The following is an 18,270-nucleotide window of genomic DNA, read 5'->3' on the forward strand; positions in this document are numbered from 1 at the left end:
CATGAATGAGCAAACATCGAATCCCAATGCGACGAACAAAGAAATAAACGAACAGGCCGCGGTAAGCAGCCTTCCTGTCAGTCCAGAGGCCAAGGCTGAAGTCGTCACGGAGGTACAGCCTGAGGTTCAGAAGGAAACGGACTCGCAGGCGGCAGACAAACGTAAACAAGTCCTCGATGAGGCCGTCTCGGCCTTGGCGCTGACCAAATCAGCGCTGGCCGCACTTGACGGAAAGGACGCTGCACGCGCATTGGCAACGCTGGCCGAAGTGACGGGAAAGCTGGAGCTGATCGTTGCGCGCGAACCCACGCTCGCCCTGGCCCCCGTTGATGTGCGCACCATCGTGCACGACTTGTTCGCCAACACGGAAACCATTGAGGCGATGACCGACGAGGCGCTGGATGCCCTCAAACATGGCGAGGTGCAACAGGCACGTCACGTGCTGGCTTTGCTGGCCAGTGAAATCGTGATCGCGGTCACCAACATCCCTCTGGCGTCCTATCCCGCAGCCGTGAAGTCAGTCGTGCCGCTGATCGATCAGGGCAAGATTGAAGAAGCCAAAGCCGCGCTGCAGGCAGCGCTCAGCACGCTGGTCGAGACGCGCAGCGTGCATCCGCTGCCCGCCCTGCGCGCCAGGCTGCTCCTGAAGCGCGCCGAGACCTTGGTAGAAGATGGTCAGCGGAGCGAAGCGTCCAATGAGCGCCTGGAGACATTGTTGAACGAAGCGCGGCAGCAGTTGGAAATGGCAGAACTGCTGGGCTATGGAAAGAAGAAGGACTTTGAGCCCCTGTATGCTGAACTCAAGAAAGTCGAGCAAAAGACGGCTGGGGGAGGCGGCGGAAAAGGCTGGCTCGATGAAATCAAGGCAAAGCTGTCCAAGTTGTTCTGAAACCGCTGGATAGGGCGTAAGAGGGGCGCGTCGCGCCCCTCTCTTGGCTCAGGAGTGTTTGCTTTTTCACCCCATTAGATCTTTAGGAGATATAGCATGAATACAGACACCATCACCGATTCCAGTGCGGATGAGCCCACCAAAACACTGTGTTCATTGACCGAAAATTGGTGGATTTTTGCGTTGCGCGGTGTCTTGGCATTGATTTTCGCAGCCCTTGCGTTCTGGATGCCACAATCGGCTCTGTTGGCCATGACCTTAGTGTTCGGCGCATTTTCCTTGGTCAATGGCGCTTTCAACTTGGTTGCAGCGGTGCGCCATATCCAGAAAAAAGAGCGCTGGGGCTGGCTGCTGTTCAGCGGCATTGTCGGCATACTTACCGGCGTCGTCGTCCTGGTTGCTCCTTGGGTCGCCGCGATGGTCATGGCTTCTTTTTTATGGGCTAGCGTGGGGTTCTGGGCGATTTTCACCGGTGTGCTGGAGATATCCGCCGCCGTTCGGCTGCGTCAAGAAATCAAGGGTGAAATCTGGCTTGCCTTCAGTGGACTGCTCTCGATTGTCCTTGGCGCTATCGTCTTGTGGGTATTTTTTTCCCGTCCGGTCGAGTCATTCCTGGCCGCAGGCTGGCTGTTGGGCTTCTATGCGGCAGTCTATGGTGTCACGCTTTTGTTCTTGAGTTGGCGTCTTCGCAAAACGCGCCAGGGATAAGAACGGGTCAAACTAAATTCTATGGATATGAGCATTTTCGGTTCGTGCCTCCATAGAAATAACATCAAAGGAGTCATGCATGCAGATTCAATATAGCTATCGAGCTATCGACAAAGAGTTTCATGAACCATGGCAGAGAGCTTTGGGAAATGTGATCGAGCGCGCCCTCAAGCCATTGCTCGACAAACACACTAAACATTCAGTGCGACTTCAAATCGTCCTTGATCGCGACAAGACCAAGCGGCAATTTCTGGCCAGTGGCTATATGCACCTGCCCGGCAAAAAGATTGTCAGCGTTACTGTATCACATGACGAGCTGACGCCCCTCGCGCAGATGCTCGCACAGTCGTTGTTCCGTCAGGCCAAGAAGCATTTTGACCGGCTGCATGCTCAGGACCAAATCAAGCGCAAAGCACGACGCGAGCGCTTGCGCGAGCTCAAGGTGCGGATTGCCGCAAAACCCGCGTCAGCCGCCCATGAGGCCAAAGTGACCCGAATGCCTCTACTGTCGAAACTTGAGGCTGTCGCAAGGCGTGAGCTGGCTTATCTGCGGGCCGTCGGCGATTTACCGCGCGATTATCCGACGCTGCGCGACGTGGTGGATGAAGCGATTGTCCGAGCTGAGGTGGAATGGCAATCCGTGCCGGGGGAAAAAGAGGCTTACACCGGTCTTTTGAAGCATCTGTTCGCCGTCCTGGATAACGAAGTGGCAAGCAGCCGGCAATTTGGCGAATTCGTTTCTCTGGACGCGCCGGTCGAACCGGATGCCCAAGACGTCGCCGAGGCCATGGTGGAAGAGGAAGTCTTCGAATTTTATCAGCCCGATGACACACTCAGGCTGGCCGATATCATCGCTGACAGTCAGCATCCCGATGCCGCAACGATCGCGGAACAGGAGGAGCTAGTTGATCGGTCGAGCGAGTTCGCTTTTGCATTCGACCTGCTGAAGGACATGCCGCGTTTGTGGCGGCGCATTTTTCTGCTTATCCGTGTGGACGGGCTGGATGCCAGCAGCGTCTCTGAAATCCTGCTGATTCCTAGTAAGGAAGATACTGTCCAAAGGTGGCTCATGCCGGCCGAAGCGTTCATCGCTGCTCATTTGGAAGAGGCCGGAGTAAGCAAAGACGGGAACGATTGGCTCCAAGGCGTTGATTGGTCGGCATTGTCTGCGACCCGAAGCGCGGCAGCCTCACTGTGGTCCAAGGAGGCGAACCATGAAGAATGATCTTCACCTCGTCTGTCCGCATTGCCAGTCCATCAACCGCGTACCGACTGCGAAGCTATCGGAACATCCCAACTGCGGCCGCTGCCAGCAGCCCTTGTTCACGGGCGAACCCATCGAGTTGACCACGGCGACGTTCTCGCGCCACGTGGAGCGCAGCGACCTGCCACTGTTGGTCGATTTCTGGGCACCTTGGTGCGGGCCGTGCAAGATGATGGCCCCGCAGTTCCAGCAAGCGGCGCGCCAGCTCGAACCCAGGGTCAGGCTGGCCAAGGTCAATACCGAGGCAGAACCCCACCTGGCCGCGCAGTTCGGCATCCGCAGCATTCCGACGCTCGCCCTGTTCCAGGGTGGGCGGGAGATCGGGCGTCAGGCCGGCGCCTTGGGCGCGCAGGACATCGTGCGCTGGGCATCTGCACAGGTGGGGCGCTGACCGATGCAGGACTTGCTCGGCGCCACCCTGATCCTGCTGGCGGCATGCAGCCTCGCGGCGGTGGCGACGGCGGCGTTCAGAGTACCCGCCTTGCTGGGTTACCTCGCCGTCGGCGCCTTGCTGGGCCCGTCGGTCAGCGGTGTAGTCGCGCCGGGAGAAGCGCTTGATTTTCTGTCCGAGCTGGGCGTGGCCCTGCTGCTGTTCATGGTTGGGCTGGAGTTCTCCCTCGGGCACTTCTGGCTTTCCCGTAAAACCGTATTGGCGGCCGGCAGCTTGCAGATGATCGCTGTCGCCACGCCACTGACCTTGATGTTGATGTGGCTGGGACAGCCAGTTCAGAGCGCTGCGTTGCTCAGCACTGCGGCGGCCATGTCGTCCACGGCGCTGGTCAGCCGACAGCTGGCCGACCAAGGCGAGCTCACCACCCGCCACGGTCGCAGCGCCATCGCCGTGCTGGTCTTTCAGGACCTGGCCAGCGTGCCCCTGCTGGCCCTGCTGGCGATCTGGGCGCGCGGCGAGTCGCCGAAGATCGAGAGCGTGCTGCTCGAAGTGTTGGGCGTGCTGATGTTGTTCGCGGCAGCGGCCCTCGCCTCCCGTCGTCTGTTGCATGGCCTGCTGGGCTGGGTGGCGCGGCAGGGCCACGAAGAATCCTTCGTGCTGGTTTCCTTGTGCGTGGTGGTGGCTGCCGCCGCTGCTGCACACGCGGTCGGCGTATCCGCCGCCCTGGGTGCGTTTTTGGCCGGCATGGTGCTGGGCGAGAGCGACTTCCGTCACCACATGGAAAGCCACCTCAAACCGTTTCGCGATGTGTTGTCGGGGGTGTTCTTCGTGACTGTCGGCCTGCAGCTGGACGGAGCACAGATTCTTTCGGCACCGCTGACGGTGTTGGCGTGGCTGGCAGTGCTGGTGCCGGTCAAGATCGTGTTCAATACCCTGGCCTTGCGGGCGACGCGCTTGTCCGCCCTCGATGCCTGGCGCACGGGCATAGCGTTGGGGCATGGCGGCGAGTTCGCCCTGCTGTTGTTGGGCATGGTCTTGCAGCAGCATCTGATCCCCGCGACCGTCGTACAACCCATGCTAGTTGCGCTGGTGCTCAGCATGGCCCTGGCACCGCTACTGATCCGCCATCACGATGTACTTGCCCGGTTCTTGAGCCGCACCGGCGGCGTCATTCAGCCACCCCAGGCTGAAGAAGTCGAGATCGCCGCGCAGACGGCGCGATATCGAGACCATGTCATCGTTTGCGGCGCGGGCGAGCTTGGCCTGACAGTCAGCGAGATTCTTCGCCACGCCGGCGTGGCGCATCTGCTGCTGGAGGCGGACGCGCAGAAGGTCGAGGCCGCGCGTGCCGCCGGCGCGCCGGTGTTCCATGGCGATGCCAGTCGGCCCGATACCTTGCTGGCTGCCGGCTTGACGCATGCGCACATGGTGGTGCTGACGTTCGCCCATGCCCAGCAAGCGTTGCGCATCGCCCAGGCGATTGCCGAGCGCCGTCCGGCGCTGACCTTGTGGGTGTCATGCAGAAGTACGACCGCGGCCGATGCATTTCGCGCCATGCCCAACGTGCGCGTGTACCAGCAATCCTTTGCCGCAGCTATTGGGCTGGCGGAACAGGTGATGTCGACGCTTGGCATGTCGACCGAGCTGATTGAAGGACACATCAGCGCAATGCGCCGCCGTCTCGACAGCAGCCGTTTTCCAGGGAGTTCATCGTCATGAAATCAACACGCCTTAACCCATTTCAGGTCTTGCGTGACCAGTGGGCCATCATGAGCTTTTACGAGCGCTTTGAGCAGGTTGTCGCACTCGTTCTGTCGGCGGTGATTGCCGTCATCATCGTGGTGTCGCTGCTCCAGCTCATCTCGAGGGTCGGCCGGGAAAACTGAAAATCCTCAAAAATTCGCATATCCGTATGATTCATAATAGAAAAACCCTACTTTTTGGAGTTGTCCGGCAGTGCCACATCCTCCAGGATCCGGAAGTCATCAGTCAGGGCCCCAACTTTACGGCCGAAATCCAGAACGTAATCCCCGAAGCGGTTGATGTGCTCAAGCCGATAAGGGGCCAAGCCAGCTAAGACCTCAATCCGTGCTGGTCAGAATGTGGGCTTACGAGGCAATCAGCGGTTGAGCCGTGGCTCAAGCCCCCGCGATGCAGGCGAGCGGCATTCTTCTGTTCCAAATCGTACTACGCGCCGCGCCACTGCGGTCTCTACGCCACTTTGGGCCTCGACCTGCGAAACGCTGGCGCTCGACCGTATGGCACGCGGCAGTACGGTTCTGCCTGGGTTTTCGGGCGTCCCCAGCACATCACATGCGATAATCCACGATTATCACGCCTTACGTTTTCTGATTATTTAGTTTCAAACCTTGTATAACTAGTATGTAATAGCATGGTATGTACTACGGTATGAAATGGAGGGGGTATGCGTCGTTCCGGGATCTACAAGGCTGAGGTTCAGCGCGCCAGGCAGAACCTCCTCGCACAGGGGCGCTACCCATCCATCGATGCCGTGCGCGCAGAGCTGGGCGATACCGGCTCAAAAACCACCATCCATCGCTATCTCAAGGAGATCGAGGACGCTGAGGGGGGATCGCAGACGCCTCAAGTAGCGGTAAGCGATGCGATCATGCGCCTGTCTGCACAGCTTGCTGGCCAGCTGCGGGAGGATGCCGAGGCCCAGGTACAGCGCATCTCGCAAGAGCTTGAGGCTGCACGCGCCCAGTGGAACGACGAGCGGGGCAGCTTGCATGATGAACTCAGTGCCGTTCGTGGCGAGTTAGAGCGGGCCCAGCTTGCGCTGGGCGAGGCAGAAACCGCACGGCTGGCCATGCAGCAGCACCTCGCCTCTAAAGAGACGGCGCTTGTTCAACTGTCGGAGCAGCTCAATGCCTTAAAGGAGCAGTTGGAGCAGGCTCGACAGCACGCCCGCTCCCAAGAGGAGCGGAGTCGCCATGCACAGCAGGCTCTGGAGCACTTCCGTGGCGCGGCCAAAGATCAACGTGATCAGCTCCAGCGCCAGCATGATGAACAGCTGCAGTATCTACAGGGGGTCGCCTCAGAATTCGGACAATAAAGCACGCTAACGGCTGGCGTGTCAGGTTGAGGCCATAGACGCCGCGCCGAAGGCGTCAGGAAATTCCGGAAAAGGCCCTACTCTGACGCTCTTTCGCCGCTTCGTCTGACGCCCGGTTGGGCTATAGCCTAGATTGACATGCGCGATGCAACCCTTAACTTGCTTGCACCTATCGTTTCCATTCTAGCTTTATCGTAACGCTCAAGAAATTGGGCTTAATGCCGAAAACAATAAAATAAAACAGCCAACCCTTGAGGTTCTTATGCGCCAGAATTTACCAGTGACGGGTCGAAACTTAGAACTCCCAAAAGATGCCAATATTCTTTCGACTACCTCCCCTCAAAGCCATATCACGTACGTTAATCCTGACTTCATTAAAATCAGTGGTTTCACTGAGGAAGAACTATTAGGCCAGCCTCACAACATCGTAAGACACCCAGATATGCCGCCTGCTGCATTTGAGCATATGTGGAGTACATTAAAATCTGGCCGCTCATGGATGGGGCTAGTAAAAAATCGCTGTAAAAATGGCGACCACTATTGGGTAAGTGCTTATGTAACGCCAATAGCTAAGAATGGTTCGATTGTTGAATACCAGTCTGTAAGGACCAAGCCTGAACCTGAGCAGGTTTTGGCTGCGGAAAAATTATATGCTCAATTGAGAAGCGGGAAGGCCGCGAGGCCGAAATTGGCTGCTAGCTTTTCCGTGAAAATACTCTTGCTCATATGGGGTAGTATTATATCAAGCGCAATGGCTGCCGGCATGCTTACTGATACATCAATAAGCAGCTTATTGTTAGCCACTTTAATGTCAGGAAGCTTAAGCTCTGTTAGTGTTTTGGCTATTCTCTCTCCTCTTGGAAGACTGGTTGAAAGAGCCAGGAATATTTCCAATAACCCATTAAGTCAATCCCTCTACACTGGGCGCACCGATGAGTTTGGCCAAATAGAGTTTGCTTTACGAATGATGCAAGCTGAAACAGGCGCCATAGTAGGTCGCATAGGTGATGCATCAAATCGGCTTAGCGAACACACCCGAGGCCTACTAAAGGATATTGAGTCAAGCAATGTACTTACAGTTGAGCAGCAGGCAGAGACAGATCAAATAGCAACGGCAGTAAACCAAATGGTGGCAAGCATTCAAGAGGTTGCGAGCAATGCACAGCATGCTGCAGATGCGGCCGGAAGAGCAGACACTGAGACGGCATCTGGCCAGCGTCTGGTAGCCCACACAAGCCAGTCAATCACTGCCCTTGAAGGTGAAATTAGGCAAGCCACTCAGGTTATTCATGAGCTTGAAGGTCAAAGTAACGAGATATCAAAAGTTCTTGACGTTATACGAGGGATCGCCGAGCAAACGAATTTGTTGGCACTCAACGCAGCAATTGAGGCCGCGCGTGCTGGTGAGCAGGGGCGTGGTTTTGCTGTTGTCGCCGATGAGGTTCGCAGTCTTGCTGCTCGCACACAGCAATCGACAACGGATATTCAAAGCATGATCAGCGCTCTACAAGAGCGAGCGCAATCCGCTGTTACAGTCATGGAGCAAAGTAGTCGGCAAGCGCACACGAGTGTAGCTCACGCAGAGGAAGCAGCTACAGCTCTTGATGGAATTGGCCAACGCGTTAACGAAATTACCGACATGAACGCGCAAATAGCGACTGCGGTCGAGCAGCAGGGAGCAGTAAGTGAAGACATAAACCGCAGTATTATCAATATACGCGATGCTGCTGATACCAATGTACAGACCGGGCAGAATAATTTGCAAAGTGCGAAATCTGTCGCTCAGTTAACTAGCGCTCTGAGCGAACTGGCAAAACAGTTTTGGGAAAAACGAGGATAACGCTTTTCAGTATCTCGACAGGGATAACTTACTTTACCATCGGTTATCCCTTTTAGCCGCACAAATTTTAGCCATGGCTTTTCAGGAAGTCAGGGCTATCAGAATGGCCTTAGAAAGCCTAGTCAAAGAGCTGTCACGAGAACACCGTTAGCTTAGCGTACGATTTTTTCCGAATTCTGCGGTTCCCCCAATTAGTTGGGTTTGTACTGCTCAAAATAACGAGCGGCAGTCTCTTGTGCTGCCTCTAACTCTGCTGGAGTAAGTCGTTTCGCGATACTGTCGCGAGTTGCGGCTGCCAAAGCGTGACCATTAGCTGCCGCCACTGAGTTCCAGATGTAGGCCTGCTTAAGGTCTGGCGCGACAAACTGGCCGGTGATGTAAATCGTGCCCAGGTTGAGCTGGGCTTCTGCATCACCCTGTTCGGCGGCTTTGCGAGCCCAGTACACTGCCTGTTTGGCGTCTTGCACGACCTCGTTGTAGCCGTATAAATATGTCAGGTAGAGCTGCGCTTCGAGATAACCCTGTTCAGCGGCTTTGCGGGCCCAGAATACCGCCTGTTTGGCGTCTTCCCCTGCTACCCTGCTGTCGTTATACATCTCTGCGAGCGTAAGTTGGGCTTTGGCATCACCCTGTTCAGCGGCTTTGTGAGTCAAGTTCAGCGCCAGTTTGACCTCCTTTGGCTCACTGCTGTAGGCGTAAAACATACCAAGTTGGCGTAGGGCTTCGGCATAACCCTGTTCGGCGGCTTTGTTATACCAGTATATCGCCATATTGGTGTCACTCTGCACTCCAAGGCCGTTTTGGTACATCCACCCGAGTTTGGACTGGGCTGCGGCATGTCCCTGTTTAGCGGCTTTGCGGTACCAGTACACCGCCTCTATGGCATCTTGCGCCACCCCCTTACCCATGTAGTAAGAATCCGCCAGGTCGTACTGAGCTGCGGCTTCAGTAGGTTCTTGATGTGCCAGTAGCGGGGTTACGGTAGTAAATAGCGCGGCCAGTGCTAGTGTGCAGAAGGTTTGCTTGAGGTTCATCGAACGAAATTCCAGATTTGAACAAAGATCATAGTGACGGAAATTCCATGCCAGGTGCAATACAGGTGCAATAGCTGTGGCTCACAGATGGGTGTGCCAAAGAGGGTGGATGTTCGAAAATGGCCGGTTCGCCCCCAAACGCGGCACAAACCGTACCTTGCTGGATCCGGTCGTCAAACAGCCTCAGAAGCGTTGCAAACCTTCAGGCAGTAAATGCCCTGTCTTAGCCGTTTTGTCATGTGAAATCGGCTATTGAACATATACATATAGACAGAGTAAAGGGGGCGGAAGTCCCTTAGGTTGTTGGGAGATCGCTTAGCATCGTTTGCTTTGAACTTTCTGGCGATCACTTGGACCTATAATGCTCAGATGGTAGTCATTGGGTCCTTTCGTTGCTGATTTACTCACAACAACATTCTCTCTACGGGTTACACCGTCATTGCGGGTCACGATCACCAACGAATGGATCTTAGATTCGATGTGCCTTGCCAAAGCCTGATTCAGCCGAGAGTTTGGTTGTTCGTTTTTCAGGGTAAACGTGAAAAAGTGAGTATGGTCTGTACGGTACTCAACCATTTTGAAACGGTTGACCTCATGCGTCTCTGGGAAGAAAAAAATTAGCTTAGAGTCTTGATGGGTGTAGTCAGTAGTCATGGAAATGTCCTCGGGGAAAAAATGAAGGTTGGCTAAGGTTTAGCCACGCCATATTTGAAAACAGGTTGTCTGTATGCCTGCCTATTACGTGAGTCATTAAACAAAGCAATGATTTAATGCGGATCGATACGAAGTGCATGATGTTATGCGCCATCCTGATCATTGGGAGAGCGTAAGAACCGATGATGCGGTGAAATTGGCTTTTTCGGAGGCCTTACAATGCGCATAACGCCTTTTATGTTCAATTGAAGTCTTCGCATGCGAAAACTCGCAGCCCACCAAGAAGACTCCTCAAGCAGCCAAAAAGGCGCAGTGTTGGGCCGCAACACTGCGCCTTTTGGCGCTGAAAGTTTGTGACGGTTTGACCGGCAATTTGGCCGGGCGGCGCGGCCGATCCGAGTTCAGGGCAAAGACGCTAGGAACAGGGGGTTTGGGGTGGTCTCCACAGAGATCTGGAGGGAGCCCAAACTTTGCGCTTATCCAGCAATTTCTCACCTTGAAAAGAACAAAAAACGACCTCACGTTACCCATACGGGACCAATACCGGAGCCCGAGAGACAAAGGGATCAATGTTTATGGGATTAAGTGACCACGAGTACGTCAACTTCAGCCAAGAACACGAGCTCAATTACCATCTCCGAAAGGTCAACAAAGCCGAGTCCAGTGCAAACCGGACCACTCTTGTCACTATGGGTGAGGAACTCAAGAGAAAGCAGGGGAGCCACTATGTGACTCACGGTCAGTTCCACGAGTACATCAAAAGCAATCTGTACCGTTTAGCGAACAAAGCCGCCTAGTAGCTTAAAGGGTGGGGCCAGTGGCCCCACTGTTAACAGCCCAGTTTCGCATGCGAAACGCTTGTATCTTCGTCCTGCAGATCCTCCTGTAGCGCCAACAGTAATACCTCCGCCAATTCGTGCAGGCGTTCGCACTGCTCGGCTCGCTCGTCCATCTCCAGTTCTTCCAGGCGCCCCAGCAGCTCCAAGGATTGCCCCTTAATGAATTTCGCCATGTTCAGGGCGGCTTTTTGCTTCTTGTCCATTGGCTTCCTCCCGAGTGGGGCCAGCGGCCCCATTATCAAATTTAACTTTTGATGGTTCGATATTTAATTTTGATTCACTCCCCAGCCGGGAGCGACTAGCGCAGTCTGTCGCCCCCGGCTGGGGAGTCGGCAAGCGTTGCGCGGCAGCCTGCCACACCCGCCGCGAAACCTCGCGCAAGCTAGGCCCTGCCTGGCCTCAGCCCCTCTCGCGTTTTCGCCTGCAAGCCTTGTGGTACAAGGCTTGCGCACGGGCAGCGAAAGCTGCGTTGGGTGTGATGCTTTTTTGTGGGAGACGGGGACTTTCGGCGCGTTTAGCGGCTGTACCCTGACCCTGGTTGTTTTGTCCTGGGCGGCTTATCCACGATGGGCTGATCGGACAGGGATGCCAGGACGGCGTTGAGCTGTTCCTGGGACTGGCCGGCATGAGCGGGGGAGTGATCCACGATCTCCTTCATCCCCCTCCTGGGCGACCAGCCATCCTGCATGATCTGCTTGAAAGCCCGTTGCTCTAGCGCCTTCCAGTCCACCGCCTGCCAAGCATCCGCCACCTGCTTGATCGCCTCGATGGCGAGCCGGGCGAACGTGGCCACCGGCCCGTGCTTGCGTACCAGGTGCGGCAACGCCGCCACCCGGCGCTCCTGCTCCTGGCGTTTGGCCGCCTCGGCCCTCAGCTCTGCGGCAAAGCGCCGTACCGCCTCCAGTTCCTCCGGGGGGAGTCCCTCGGCCAGCGGCCGCAGCACCTGCAGTTCGGTCTCCTTGGCCTGCGCCGTGGCGGCGAGTTCCTTGGCCCGCGCCAGGGCCGGGGCATAGTGCGCCTGGCTGGCCGCGGTCAGACGTTCGGCCACCTGCTCCGGGCTTTCGTGGAGACTGGTCAGGATCCCTTTCTTCAGCACCCGGGGCGTGGTGGCCTGCCCGGAGAGCGCCAAGGGGGGCGGGGTCTCCTGCTGCAGGGCGGCATAGTACTGGCGCACGGTGGTATGCCTGGCCTTGCTGCCCTCGATGCCCCGTTGCAGGCCGTGCCGCTGGCCGACCCGCTCGGCAAAGTCGGTTTGCATCTGGGACAGCGCCTTGGCCCCGCCCAGGAAGTGGCGGCAGTTGAGCTTGCCCTGGGGATCCAGGGGCACCACATAGGCGTACAGGTGCGGGGTGGTTTCATCCCGGTGGATGCCTGCATAGATCAGGTTCTCTGCCCCGTGTCGCTCCTTGAGCCACGCCAACGCATCGGTAAAGTAGGCATCTTGGTCGCGCCGGCTCTTGCTGTTCATGCCGTCCGGACTGCCGGTGATCAGGTACTCGATCGCCAGCACCCCGTTCTTCCTGATCTTCTCCGGCAATCTGTTCTGGAACGCCTTCATCGCCTCCTCGACCGAGTTCGCGCCCAGGTGGCTGTTCTCCTTGAGGCGGGCCGGATCGGCGTTGGGGGTATTCTGGGCACGGAAGGCATGCTTGAGGGAGCGGCGCACAGCGACAGCGGCTTTGAGCTTTTGCGTGCGGAGAATAGCGAAGGCCATAAGGAGGGCTCTGGAGGTGAAAGCACTGCCCCCATCCTAAAGGATGTGGACTCACTACACAATTTTACGGGCTTCGCCCTCCAAATTGTCCGCTCGACCCGCGCTGCGGGCAAATCAAAACCAAATAACGAACAATCATATTTGCATTTTGATAGCTAACAGCCCACAATCAAAACTCAAATTTGAACCATCAATATAGGATATTGAAATGGAAGAATTGAAAGCCAAGTGGACGTTTGACCAGGGCGGGTTCGCCAAAGCGATGATCGTGCCGACCCCGATGGGGGCCGGATACCATTTGCACCTGGTGAAGTTTGGCCGGTTAAATGAGACGCTGGTACTGGAACGCCAGCGCGGAGGCTGGCGCGTGTTCAAGACCATCGATGCCGCCGCTAACACCGCCAAAAACATTGGCTTTCGCCGTATTGAGGTCGATCTGAGCAGCCGCTAAGCAGGGAGCGCATTATGGACAGGAAACCCCACTACGCTATCCAGGAGCACCAAGACGCCCTCTGGTTGTTCGTGGACGGTACCCCAACCGCCGATCTGGAAGAGGTGCGCCTGATCGATTTCGGCTCCTTCATCAGCGTTGAGGGCGGGCTGATTTACGAGACTCTGCCGGCAGAGGAATGGCGGGACAAGCTGCAGGCGCTGGGTCTGGAGGTCGATCGATGACAGTAAGGCAGTTAACCGAGCAGGAACTTGAAGCGCTGCGTACCGACATGCAAGCAGCGTCGATGTTGATGAAAGCAAAGCTGGCAAAGCGACGTGAGAGTAAGCCCAACGCAACCTCGAACATTGCGCATGCGCAAAAACCATAAGACCCGCTCCGGGGATAACTGGCCCGCCCACAGGCCAAAAACACGGCCTGATGGACGGCCTACGGTTCGCCAGTTACCCCCCTCGCCAAGATCCTCTCTCTTAATGCGATCTCGAGAAGAAACAAAGGCCCAAGGGCCGCGAAAAGGATGTCGCCATGCTCCGTGATCAGCCGGGCTCTCCTATCTTTCCGCTGCGCTTCAAGATAGGAGAGCCCTCCTGCTTGGCTACGTTAAAAATGACGTAGTTACACAAGATAGACTCGCCTTGCTCTGGACTATCGAGGCCGCTTGCGGCGGCTCCCCCTCACGCGCTCCAGAGACACACCCCGTCCTTGCTGCACCTGCTTTAGCCCCCGCCTGTAGGCCGGACTGCCGCGCCGTTTTTAAAGAGCTGGCCGTGGTTGGTTCCCCGTTACGCTCTGGTGGCAGGTGCCCCTGGATTGCGAGTCCAGGGAGGCTATGGTGCGCGGTCGCACGCTGGGCAGTGTGTGAGGATTCCCCGTTCTGCCCGACCAACCACACACACACGGCAACAAACTCATGCTTCCAATCCGTGCGGGTACGACAAAGCGCCAAAGGTGGTGGCCTTCGGTAACGGGTGTAAAGAGGGAATTAGCTTGAAAGATACGGCAAAGTGCCGCTAAACTTATTGGGACTTTGGGTAGCTGCTTCCCTCTACGGAGCCGTTACCAGGTACAAAGAGCGCCAACTCCGAGTACCTTCGAAAAACCGCCCGCCAAGGCGGTTTTTTCGTTTCTGGCCGAAAGCATACGCGCCAGATCAAGATCAGTGCAAGAGGTGGATCCTGATCATACGCAAAAACAACACCTGATTTTTCAGATGGTTGGTAACTGTTACCAAAACCATGCCGAGCTCTCGGCGATCAAACCAACCCCTCGACGAACTCGGTCAATACCTCCTTGATCGACTTCCCTTGGGATGCCGCATAGGTTTTTAGTCGCGTATGAAGCGCCTCCGGCAAGTCGAAATTCACCCGTTTCATCTTGTCTACGCCGGATATGTCACCCATCGTCATCGCCCGTTTTTCGCTGCTGGGACGGCCAGCCTTCAAAATACTCATTTACTCATACCCTCATTAACTCAATTGAGCATTTCCAACACCTCAGCGGCAAGGTCACGGATTTCCTGGGCTGCGTTGCTGTTTGGCTCGGCATCCAGAACGGTTGTCCCGGTAGCAGCCGTGCTCGGATAGGCTACGCTCTGGGTAATACGGGACGCCAGCACAGGGAGGCCATACCCTTCCAAAGCGGCCTGAATCTCAGCTCCGATCTTGGTGTTTTTGATGGCGCGACTCACAACGAACGCCGCCTTTAACCTCCCATCAGTCATCTCGATCCGCTGCTTCACCAGCTCGACCAGATCGGAGGCTGCCCAAATGTCATAAGGGGATGGTTGGACGGGGATCAGCACCAAATGACTGGACTTGATGGCGGATATAGCCAGATCCGCAGCCTGCGGGGCACCGTCAATCACGATCAAATCTTTGTGAGAAACAGCCTTAATGTCGCGCTCGATGGTTGGCCTATCTATCCCTACCACTGGCACCGGTTGCTCATCACGGACAGCGGACCAGTCCCTTGCACTTCCCTGAGGATCGCTGTCGATCAATAGCACATCGCGACCAGCCAACTGAAAGGCTCGCGCCAGATGAGTGGCAATCGTGGTTTTGCCACTCCCTCCTTTCTGGTTCAATACCGATATAACCAGCATGCCCACCTCTTAACTCAATAGAGTGAATGAGTAAAAGAGTAAAACATCAAATGAGTTTTAAGTGCAAGAACACAGTGTGAAGAGTTGCCGCCCCTTGTTGCCCTGGCTGGATACCGGAAGCCCTCACAGCCCAAAAACCTGATCCAGAAAATGAGCTCAATGGTATGCTATGGGTAATTACTGGTATTACCTTGGAGTACCGATATGCCCACACAATCCAAACCGGTCTCAATAAAACTCGACGCCGACACCCAGGAACGCATCAAACGCTTGGCAACCTCCCGCGAACGCTCTGCCCATTGGCTCATGCGCGAAGCAATCAGCCAGTACGTCGAACGCGAAGAACTGCGCGAGACCTTCCAGCGTGACACTCTGGAGGCCTGGCAGGAGTTCCAGGAGACTGGCCGTTATGCCACCGCTCAAGATGTGGATCAGTGGCTAGCCTCTTGGGGCACTGATGCCGAAGGAGCGCCTCCGGCATGCCACCAGTGATCTTTGCCCCTGCAGCCTTGCGAGACTTGCAACGCCTACGTGAATTCCTGCGCCCTAAAAGCCAGCAGGTCGCACAGCGGGCAGCAACAACAATCCAGCTGTCCCTACGCCAGCTCGCAGCCCAACCCTCAATGGGCCGCCCCATTAAAGGACTACCAGAGGCGTTTCGTGAGTGGGTGATCCCCTTTGGAGACAGCGGCTATTTAGCCCGCTATCGCATTGAACCGGACGTTATCGTGGTGCTCGCTGTCCGCCATCAGCGCGAAGTGGGCTACTCATGATGATGCTACTAGAAGCCATCTTGATCTTGGCCGTTAGCCACCAATGAGATGCTGGATTTATATAACCACCCCAAAATCCAAACCCGTACCAGTTACAGCCACCACTGGTAATTGAATAATCACTGAATGCTTTGATTTTTATATAAAAAAAAAGATAGAGTTGGATGATCCACAATCACCCATTCAGATAAGAACAAGGGCAATAAAATCAATGAATTACAAAGCAACAGCAGTACTACTTACTCTAGCCTTGGGTGGTTGCGTCTCTACGAGTAACGTTCTTGAGGTTGGCAAAGACACATATTCGGTCTCAGCCACTGCAGATGGTTTCCGTGATGCTGCGTCAGCCCGTCAAAGTGCTTTTAACTCAGGGGCAGAAAAGTGTAATAGCCTTGGTAAAAAATTTATGTTTTTGAATGAAAACACTGCGAAAACCAGAATGGATATAGACACAACGGTAACCATTTACTTCCGTTGCTTAAATGAAAGCGACAGCGAATATACTCGCCCTGGAATAGAAAAAAGCCCTGACTTGGTCATTGAAGAGAGATAGGCCGCAGACTAGCCAGCACCGCACATAAGGGGCTCCAGCTTACCGTAGCGCCCCTTATGTGCTCTCGAACCATATTTTTCTTAGTTCTTATAAACCCATACTCTTTCGCGTATAACGAGATCACCCTTTTCATCAAGAAATAGCATCTCTGCGTAATCGGAGCCTTCAATCTGTCTCAGCCCAACGCTCTTACCATTATCACATTTGAACGTTGTCCCAACATAAGGGACGGCCGCGTAATCCACACCGCGTCTAACGTCGAATAAATGACATCTCTTCGAGGTGCCATTATTCCATTTGATAACAGCATCAGTCCCTGACCATACTAATTTGTAGTCATCGGAACTTACTGTAATCACTGTAGGCTCAGCATCGGCCACAGGTTTGACGTTGTTCTGTACATCATCCTGATGGCTAACACAGCCGTTCAGCAACGCTAATAGCACCGCCAGCGGTATCATCCGTTTCATAAATACTCCATCCAGCACAACAATGACCCTATTGGGATGCATCTTACCTTACCCGCAGTTTTAGCTTCTTGAAGTCTCTCAAAGTCCTCATATCGGCCATGCTGGACACGTCTCGCTATCGCTCACGGACATTGGTTTTTTTGGTAATTTTGCCTCGGAATGGAGAAGCGCATCATCGCTTTTATGTTCAGGAGTGCATATTCCGGTCGAAAATGAACACCTATTCCGGTTGAAAATGAACGCTGATTCCGGCTTGCTTGTACACCGATTCCGGACACCTCAGTGCACGTACTCTGATGCCAGATGAACCGTCCGGTTCCAACGTCTTGGATCCACAATTGCCGCGCTGCGCTTGGCTGCTGGCTTGTTCGGTGAGTCGAAAAGATGCCTCCCCTCAAAGCTCAGCTTCTGCTCGAAGAATCCCTGTCCGCATACTTTCCGGAAATGGTGTTCACAGATTCCGGAATCACTGTTCAACTTCACCGGAATACGCACAGGAGCCCTGAGGCTGTCTCTGGGCAGCCATGAAGCCTGCCGCATCCACCTCGAAGCGACTGACCCCGATCTGCTGTAGATAGAGCACCATGGTATCGAGCTTGCGAAATACTCTGAGCTGCTTGCTGCGCTGGGCGGCGAGGGCACGTTCGGCCAGACCGTAGCGCACCAGCAGCGTCCAGCCGCCTGGTTGTCCGACGGCGACCACGACGCGCACGGCACCGGCGGCCACCAGTTGCACCAGGGTGGGATGGGTAATGGTTTCCATGGAGTCATTCTCCGACACAAGGGATGGTGCGGCGCAGTATGGGAGATAACGCCCTGCAAAACCCAGCGTTTTGCAGGATGACAGGCGGCAAAAAGGGCGTCCGATTTAACGTAACGCCCCCTTATGCGCACTGGCCTGACCTCTAGCCGACAGTGAGCGTTGCACTTATGATTTGAATTTGCGGTCTGTGCCGTGCCGCTGGGGCTTAAAGAGCTCAAAAACAACGGCCCAAAGGCCGCGCAAAAAGGATGTCGCCAAGCTCCACAGTCAGCGGGCTCTCCTATCTTTCCGCTGCGCTTCAAGATAGGAGAGCCCTCCTGCTTGGCTACGTTAAAAATAACGTAGTTACACAAGATTGACTCGCCTTGCTCCGGACTATCGAGACTGCTTGCGGCAGCTCCCTCTCACGCGCTCCAGAGACACACCCCGTCCTTGCTGCATCTGCTTTAGCCTCCGCCTGATGGCCAGACTGCCGCGCCGTTTTTTAAGAGCTGGCCGTGGTTGGTTCCCCGTTACGCTCTGCTTGCAGATGCCCCACGGTTGCGAATCGTGGGCGGCTGTGGTGCGCGATCACACGCTGGGCAGTATGTGAGATTTCCCCGTTCTGCCCGACCAACCACACCCACACACGGCAACAAACTCATGCTTCCAATCCGTGCGGGTACGACAAAGCGCCAAAGGTGGTGGCCTTCGGTAACGGGTGTAAAGAGGGAATTAGCTTGAAAGATACGGCAAAGTGCCGCTAAACTT

The 18,270-nt window shown here is 55.5% G+C and carries 21 protein-coding genes and 1 pseudogene; 14 read left to right on the forward strand and 8 right to left on the reverse strand.

What is annotated here, in order from left to right:
• The first annotated feature begins 1 nt into the window (after position 1).
• The 8 genes and pseudogenes from yfdX2 (at position 2) to OOJ59_RS25350 (ending at position 8,168) form a co-directional block, all read left to right on the forward strand.
• Positions 2 to 889, forward strand: a complete 888-nt coding sequence (gene yfdX2, locus OOJ59_RS25315; RefSeq protein ID WP_161469794.1) for a heat resistance protein YfdX2 — start codon at positions 2 to 4, stop codon at positions 887 to 889.
• Between the two features lie 96 nt (positions 890 to 985).
• Positions 986 to 1,597 (forward strand): heat resistance membrane protein HdeD-GI, encoded by a 612-nt coding sequence (gene hdeD-GI / locus OOJ59_RS25320; RefSeq protein ID WP_085819397.1) that lies wholly within the window; start codon positions 986 to 988, stop codon positions 1,595 to 1,597.
• A gap of 79 nt (positions 1,598 to 1,676) precedes the next feature.
• Complete coding sequence (locus OOJ59_RS25325; protein ID WP_161469795.1) at positions 1,677 to 2,822, forward strand: hypothetical protein; 1,146 nt, start codon at positions 1,677 to 1,679, stop codon at positions 2,820 to 2,822.
• Positions 2,812 to 3,252 carry a heat resistance system thioredoxin Trx-GI gene (gene trx-GI, locus OOJ59_RS25330; protein ID WP_012761376.1) on the forward strand — a complete coding sequence of 147 codons (441 nt, stop codon included), beginning with the start codon at positions 2,812 to 2,814 and terminating at the stop codon, positions 3,250 to 3,252. The genes OOJ59_RS25325 and trx-GI overlap by 11 nt, the downstream gene beginning before the upstream one ends.
• A 3-nt stretch (positions 3,253 to 3,255) precedes the next feature.
• Positions 3,256 to 4,971, forward strand: coding sequence for a heat resistance system K+/H+ antiporter KefB-GI (kefB-GI, locus tag OOJ59_RS25335; protein ID WP_161469796.1), 1,716 nt, complete (start codon positions 3,256 to 3,258; stop codon positions 4,969 to 4,971).
• Positions 4,968 to 5,123: pseudogene (gene psiE-GI, locus OOJ59_RS25340) on the forward strand (heat resistance protein PsiE-GI); the annotation flags it as partial. The gene kefB-GI and the pseudogene psiE-GI, both read left to right, overlap by 4 nt.
• Before the next feature lie 554 nt (positions 5,124 to 5,677).
• Complete coding sequence (locus OOJ59_RS25345; protein WP_268063532.1) at positions 5,678 to 6,328, forward strand: DNA-binding protein; 651 nt, start codon at positions 5,678 to 5,680, stop codon at positions 6,326 to 6,328.
• A gap of 262 nt (positions 6,329 to 6,590) precedes the next feature.
• Positions 6,591 to 8,168, forward strand: coding sequence for a methyl-accepting chemotaxis protein (locus OOJ59_RS25350; RefSeq protein WP_001323889.1), 1,578 nt, complete (start codon positions 6,591 to 6,593; stop codon positions 8,166 to 8,168).
• 191 nt (positions 8,169 to 8,359) lie between these two features.
• Here the strand turns inward: OOJ59_RS25350 and OOJ59_RS25355 are convergent, their stop codons facing one another.
• The 4 genes from OOJ59_RS25355 to mobV form a co-directional block, all read right to left on the reverse strand.
• Positions 8,360 to 9,202 carry a tetratricopeptide repeat protein gene (locus OOJ59_RS25355; RefSeq protein ID WP_268063533.1) on the reverse strand — a complete coding sequence of 281 codons (843 nt, stop codon included), beginning with the start codon at positions 9,200 to 9,202 and terminating at the stop codon, positions 8,360 to 8,362.
• Between the two features lie 315 nt (positions 9,203 to 9,517).
• Complete coding sequence (locus OOJ59_RS25360; protein WP_268063534.1) at positions 9,518 to 9,856, reverse strand: hypothetical protein; 339 nt, start codon at positions 9,854 to 9,856, stop codon at positions 9,518 to 9,520.
• An 829-nt stretch (positions 9,857 to 10,685) separates the two neighbouring features.
• Positions 10,686 to 10,898, reverse strand: a complete 213-nt coding sequence (locus OOJ59_RS25365) for a Rop family plasmid primer RNA-binding protein (protein WP_104456128.1) — start codon at positions 10,896 to 10,898, stop codon at positions 10,686 to 10,688.
• Positions 10,899 to 11,209: 311 nt separating this feature from the next.
• The gene (gene mobV, locus OOJ59_RS25370) at positions 11,210 to 12,409 is read right to left on the reverse strand and encodes a MobV family relaxase (RefSeq protein WP_268063535.1); all 1,200 of its coding nucleotides are present in this window, start codon (positions 12,407 to 12,409) and stop codon (positions 11,210 to 11,212) included.
• 208 nt (positions 12,410 to 12,617) lie between these two features.
• Between mobV and OOJ59_RS25375 the strand changes: the two genes are divergently transcribed.
• The 3 genes from OOJ59_RS25375 to OOJ59_RS25385 are packed head-to-tail and all read left to right on the forward strand — an operon-like array spanning position 12,618 to position 13,230.
• Complete coding sequence (locus OOJ59_RS25375; protein ID WP_104456130.1) at positions 12,618 to 12,860, forward strand: plasmid replication protein RepB; 243 nt, start codon at positions 12,618 to 12,620, stop codon at positions 12,858 to 12,860.
• A gap of 14 nt (positions 12,861 to 12,874) precedes the next feature.
• The gene (locus OOJ59_RS25380; RefSeq protein ID WP_104456131.1) at positions 12,875 to 13,084 is read left to right on the forward strand and encodes a hypothetical protein; all 210 of its coding nucleotides are present in this window, start codon (positions 12,875 to 12,877) and stop codon (positions 13,082 to 13,084) included.
• Complete coding sequence (locus OOJ59_RS25385; protein WP_158003968.1) at positions 13,081 to 13,230, forward strand: hypothetical protein; 150 nt, start codon at positions 13,081 to 13,083, stop codon at positions 13,228 to 13,230. Before OOJ59_RS25380 ends, OOJ59_RS25385 begins: the two co-directional genes overlap by 4 nt.
• Before the next feature lie 883 nt (positions 13,231 to 14,113).
• Here OOJ59_RS25385 and OOJ59_RS25390 read toward each other — a convergent pair.
• Both OOJ59_RS25390 and parA read right to left on the reverse strand, forming a co-directional pair.
• Positions 14,114 to 14,311 (reverse strand): plasmid partition protein ParG, encoded by a 198-nt coding sequence (locus OOJ59_RS25390; protein WP_104456132.1) that lies wholly within the window; start codon positions 14,309 to 14,311, stop codon positions 14,114 to 14,116.
• 20 nt (positions 14,312 to 14,331) lie between these two features.
• Positions 14,332 to 14,961 (reverse strand): ParA family partition ATPase, encoded by a 630-nt coding sequence (parA, locus tag OOJ59_RS25395; protein WP_104456133.1) that lies wholly within the window; start codon positions 14,959 to 14,961, stop codon positions 14,332 to 14,334.
• A 204-nt stretch (positions 14,962 to 15,165) separates the two neighbouring features.
• On the opposite strand from parA, the gene OOJ59_RS25400 reads away from it, so the two are divergent.
• The 3 genes from OOJ59_RS25400 (at position 15,166) to OOJ59_RS25410 (ending at position 16,287) form a co-directional block, all read left to right on the forward strand.
• Positions 15,166 to 15,453 (forward strand): CopG family ribbon-helix-helix protein, encoded by a 288-nt coding sequence (locus OOJ59_RS25400; protein WP_104456134.1) that lies wholly within the window; start codon positions 15,166 to 15,168, stop codon positions 15,451 to 15,453.
• Complete coding sequence (locus OOJ59_RS25405) at positions 15,441 to 15,734, forward strand: type II toxin-antitoxin system RelE/ParE family toxin (RefSeq protein ID WP_059167471.1); 294 nt, start codon at positions 15,441 to 15,443, stop codon at positions 15,732 to 15,734. The genes OOJ59_RS25400 and OOJ59_RS25405 overlap by 13 nt, the downstream gene beginning before the upstream one ends.
• Positions 15,735 to 15,945: 211 nt before the next feature.
• A complete protein-coding gene (locus OOJ59_RS25410; RefSeq protein WP_268063536.1) occupies positions 15,946 to 16,287 on the forward strand; it encodes a hypothetical protein in 342 nt (113 codons plus the stop codon).
• Between the two features lie 80 nt (positions 16,288 to 16,367).
• On the opposite strand, the gene OOJ59_RS25415 is transcribed toward OOJ59_RS25410, so the two are convergent.
• Both OOJ59_RS25415 and OOJ59_RS25420 read right to left on the reverse strand, forming a co-directional pair.
• Positions 16,368 to 16,757 (reverse strand): hypothetical protein, encoded by a 390-nt coding sequence (locus OOJ59_RS25415; protein ID WP_104456135.1) that lies wholly within the window; start codon positions 16,755 to 16,757, stop codon positions 16,368 to 16,370.
• A gap of 466 nt (positions 16,758 to 17,223) precedes the next feature.
• Positions 17,224 to 17,520 carry a hypothetical protein gene (locus OOJ59_RS25420; RefSeq protein ID WP_268063537.1) on the reverse strand — a complete coding sequence of 99 codons (297 nt, stop codon included), beginning with the start codon at positions 17,518 to 17,520 and terminating at the stop codon, positions 17,224 to 17,226.
• Positions 17,521 to 18,270 lie beyond the last annotated feature (750 nt).

Origin of the sequence: Citrobacter sp. W9, from assembly GCF_026719375.1 — a bacterium.
GTDB classification, from domain to species: domain Bacteria; phylum Pseudomonadota; class Gammaproteobacteria; order Enterobacterales; family Enterobacteriaceae; genus Citrobacter; species Citrobacter werkmanii.

Coding starts and splice junctions, on each gene's coding strand:
- yfdX2 (WP_161469794.1), top strand. CDS start 2: ATGAATGAGCAAACATCGAATCCCAATGCGACGAACAAAGAAATAAAC.
- hdeD-GI (WP_085819397.1), top strand. CDS start 986: ATGAATACAGACACCATCACCGATTCCAGTGCGGATGAGCCCACCAAA.
- OOJ59_RS25325 (WP_161469795.1), top strand. CDS start 1,677: ATGCAGATTCAATATAGCTATCGAGCTATCGACAAAGAGTTTCATGAA.
- trx-GI (WP_012761376.1), top strand. CDS start 2,812: ATGAAGAATGATCTTCACCTCGTCTGTCCGCATTGCCAGTCCATCAAC.
- kefB-GI (WP_161469796.1), top strand. CDS start 3,256: ATGCAGGACTTGCTCGGCGCCACCCTGATCCTGCTGGCGGCATGCAGC.
- OOJ59_RS25345 (WP_268063532.1), top strand. CDS start 5,678: ATGCGTCGTTCCGGGATCTACAAGGCTGAGGTTCAGCGCGCCAGGCAG.
- OOJ59_RS25350 (WP_001323889.1), top strand. CDS start 6,591: ATGCGCCAGAATTTACCAGTGACGGGTCGAAACTTAGAACTCCCAAAA.
- OOJ59_RS25355 (WP_268063533.1), bottom strand. CDS start 9,202: ATGAACCTCAAGCAAACCTTCTGCACACTAGCACTGGCCGCGCTATTT.
- OOJ59_RS25360 (WP_268063534.1), bottom strand. CDS start 9,856: ATGACTACTGACTACACCCATCAAGACTCTAAGCTAATTTTTTTCTTC.
- OOJ59_RS25365 (WP_104456128.1), bottom strand. CDS start 10,898: ATGGACAAGAAGCAAAAAGCCGCCCTGAACATGGCGAAATTCATTAAG.
- mobV (WP_268063535.1), bottom strand. CDS start 12,409: ATGGCCTTCGCTATTCTCCGCACGCAAAAGCTCAAAGCCGCTGTCGCT.
- OOJ59_RS25375 (WP_104456130.1), top strand. CDS start 12,618: ATGGAAGAATTGAAAGCCAAGTGGACGTTTGACCAGGGCGGGTTCGCC.
- OOJ59_RS25380 (WP_104456131.1), top strand. CDS start 12,875: ATGGACAGGAAACCCCACTACGCTATCCAGGAGCACCAAGACGCCCTC.
- OOJ59_RS25385 (WP_158003968.1), top strand. CDS start 13,081: ATGACAGTAAGGCAGTTAACCGAGCAGGAACTTGAAGCGCTGCGTACC.
- OOJ59_RS25390 (WP_104456132.1), bottom strand. CDS start 14,311: ATGAGTATTTTGAAGGCTGGCCGTCCCAGCAGCGAAAAACGGGCGATG.
- parA (WP_104456133.1), bottom strand. CDS start 14,961: ATGCTGGTTATATCGGTATTGAACCAGAAAGGAGGGAGTGGCAAAACC.
- OOJ59_RS25400 (WP_104456134.1), top strand. CDS start 15,166: ATGCCCACACAATCCAAACCGGTCTCAATAAAACTCGACGCCGACACC.
- OOJ59_RS25405 (WP_059167471.1), top strand. CDS start 15,441: ATGCCACCAGTGATCTTTGCCCCTGCAGCCTTGCGAGACTTGCAACGC.
- OOJ59_RS25410 (WP_268063536.1), top strand. CDS start 15,946: ATGAATTACAAAGCAACAGCAGTACTACTTACTCTAGCCTTGGGTGGT.
- OOJ59_RS25415 (WP_104456135.1), bottom strand. CDS start 16,757: ATGAAACGGATGATACCGCTGGCGGTGCTATTAGCGTTGCTGAACGGC.
- OOJ59_RS25420 (WP_268063537.1), bottom strand. CDS start 17,520: ATGGAAACCATTACCCATCCCACCCTGGTGCAACTGGTGGCCGCCGGT.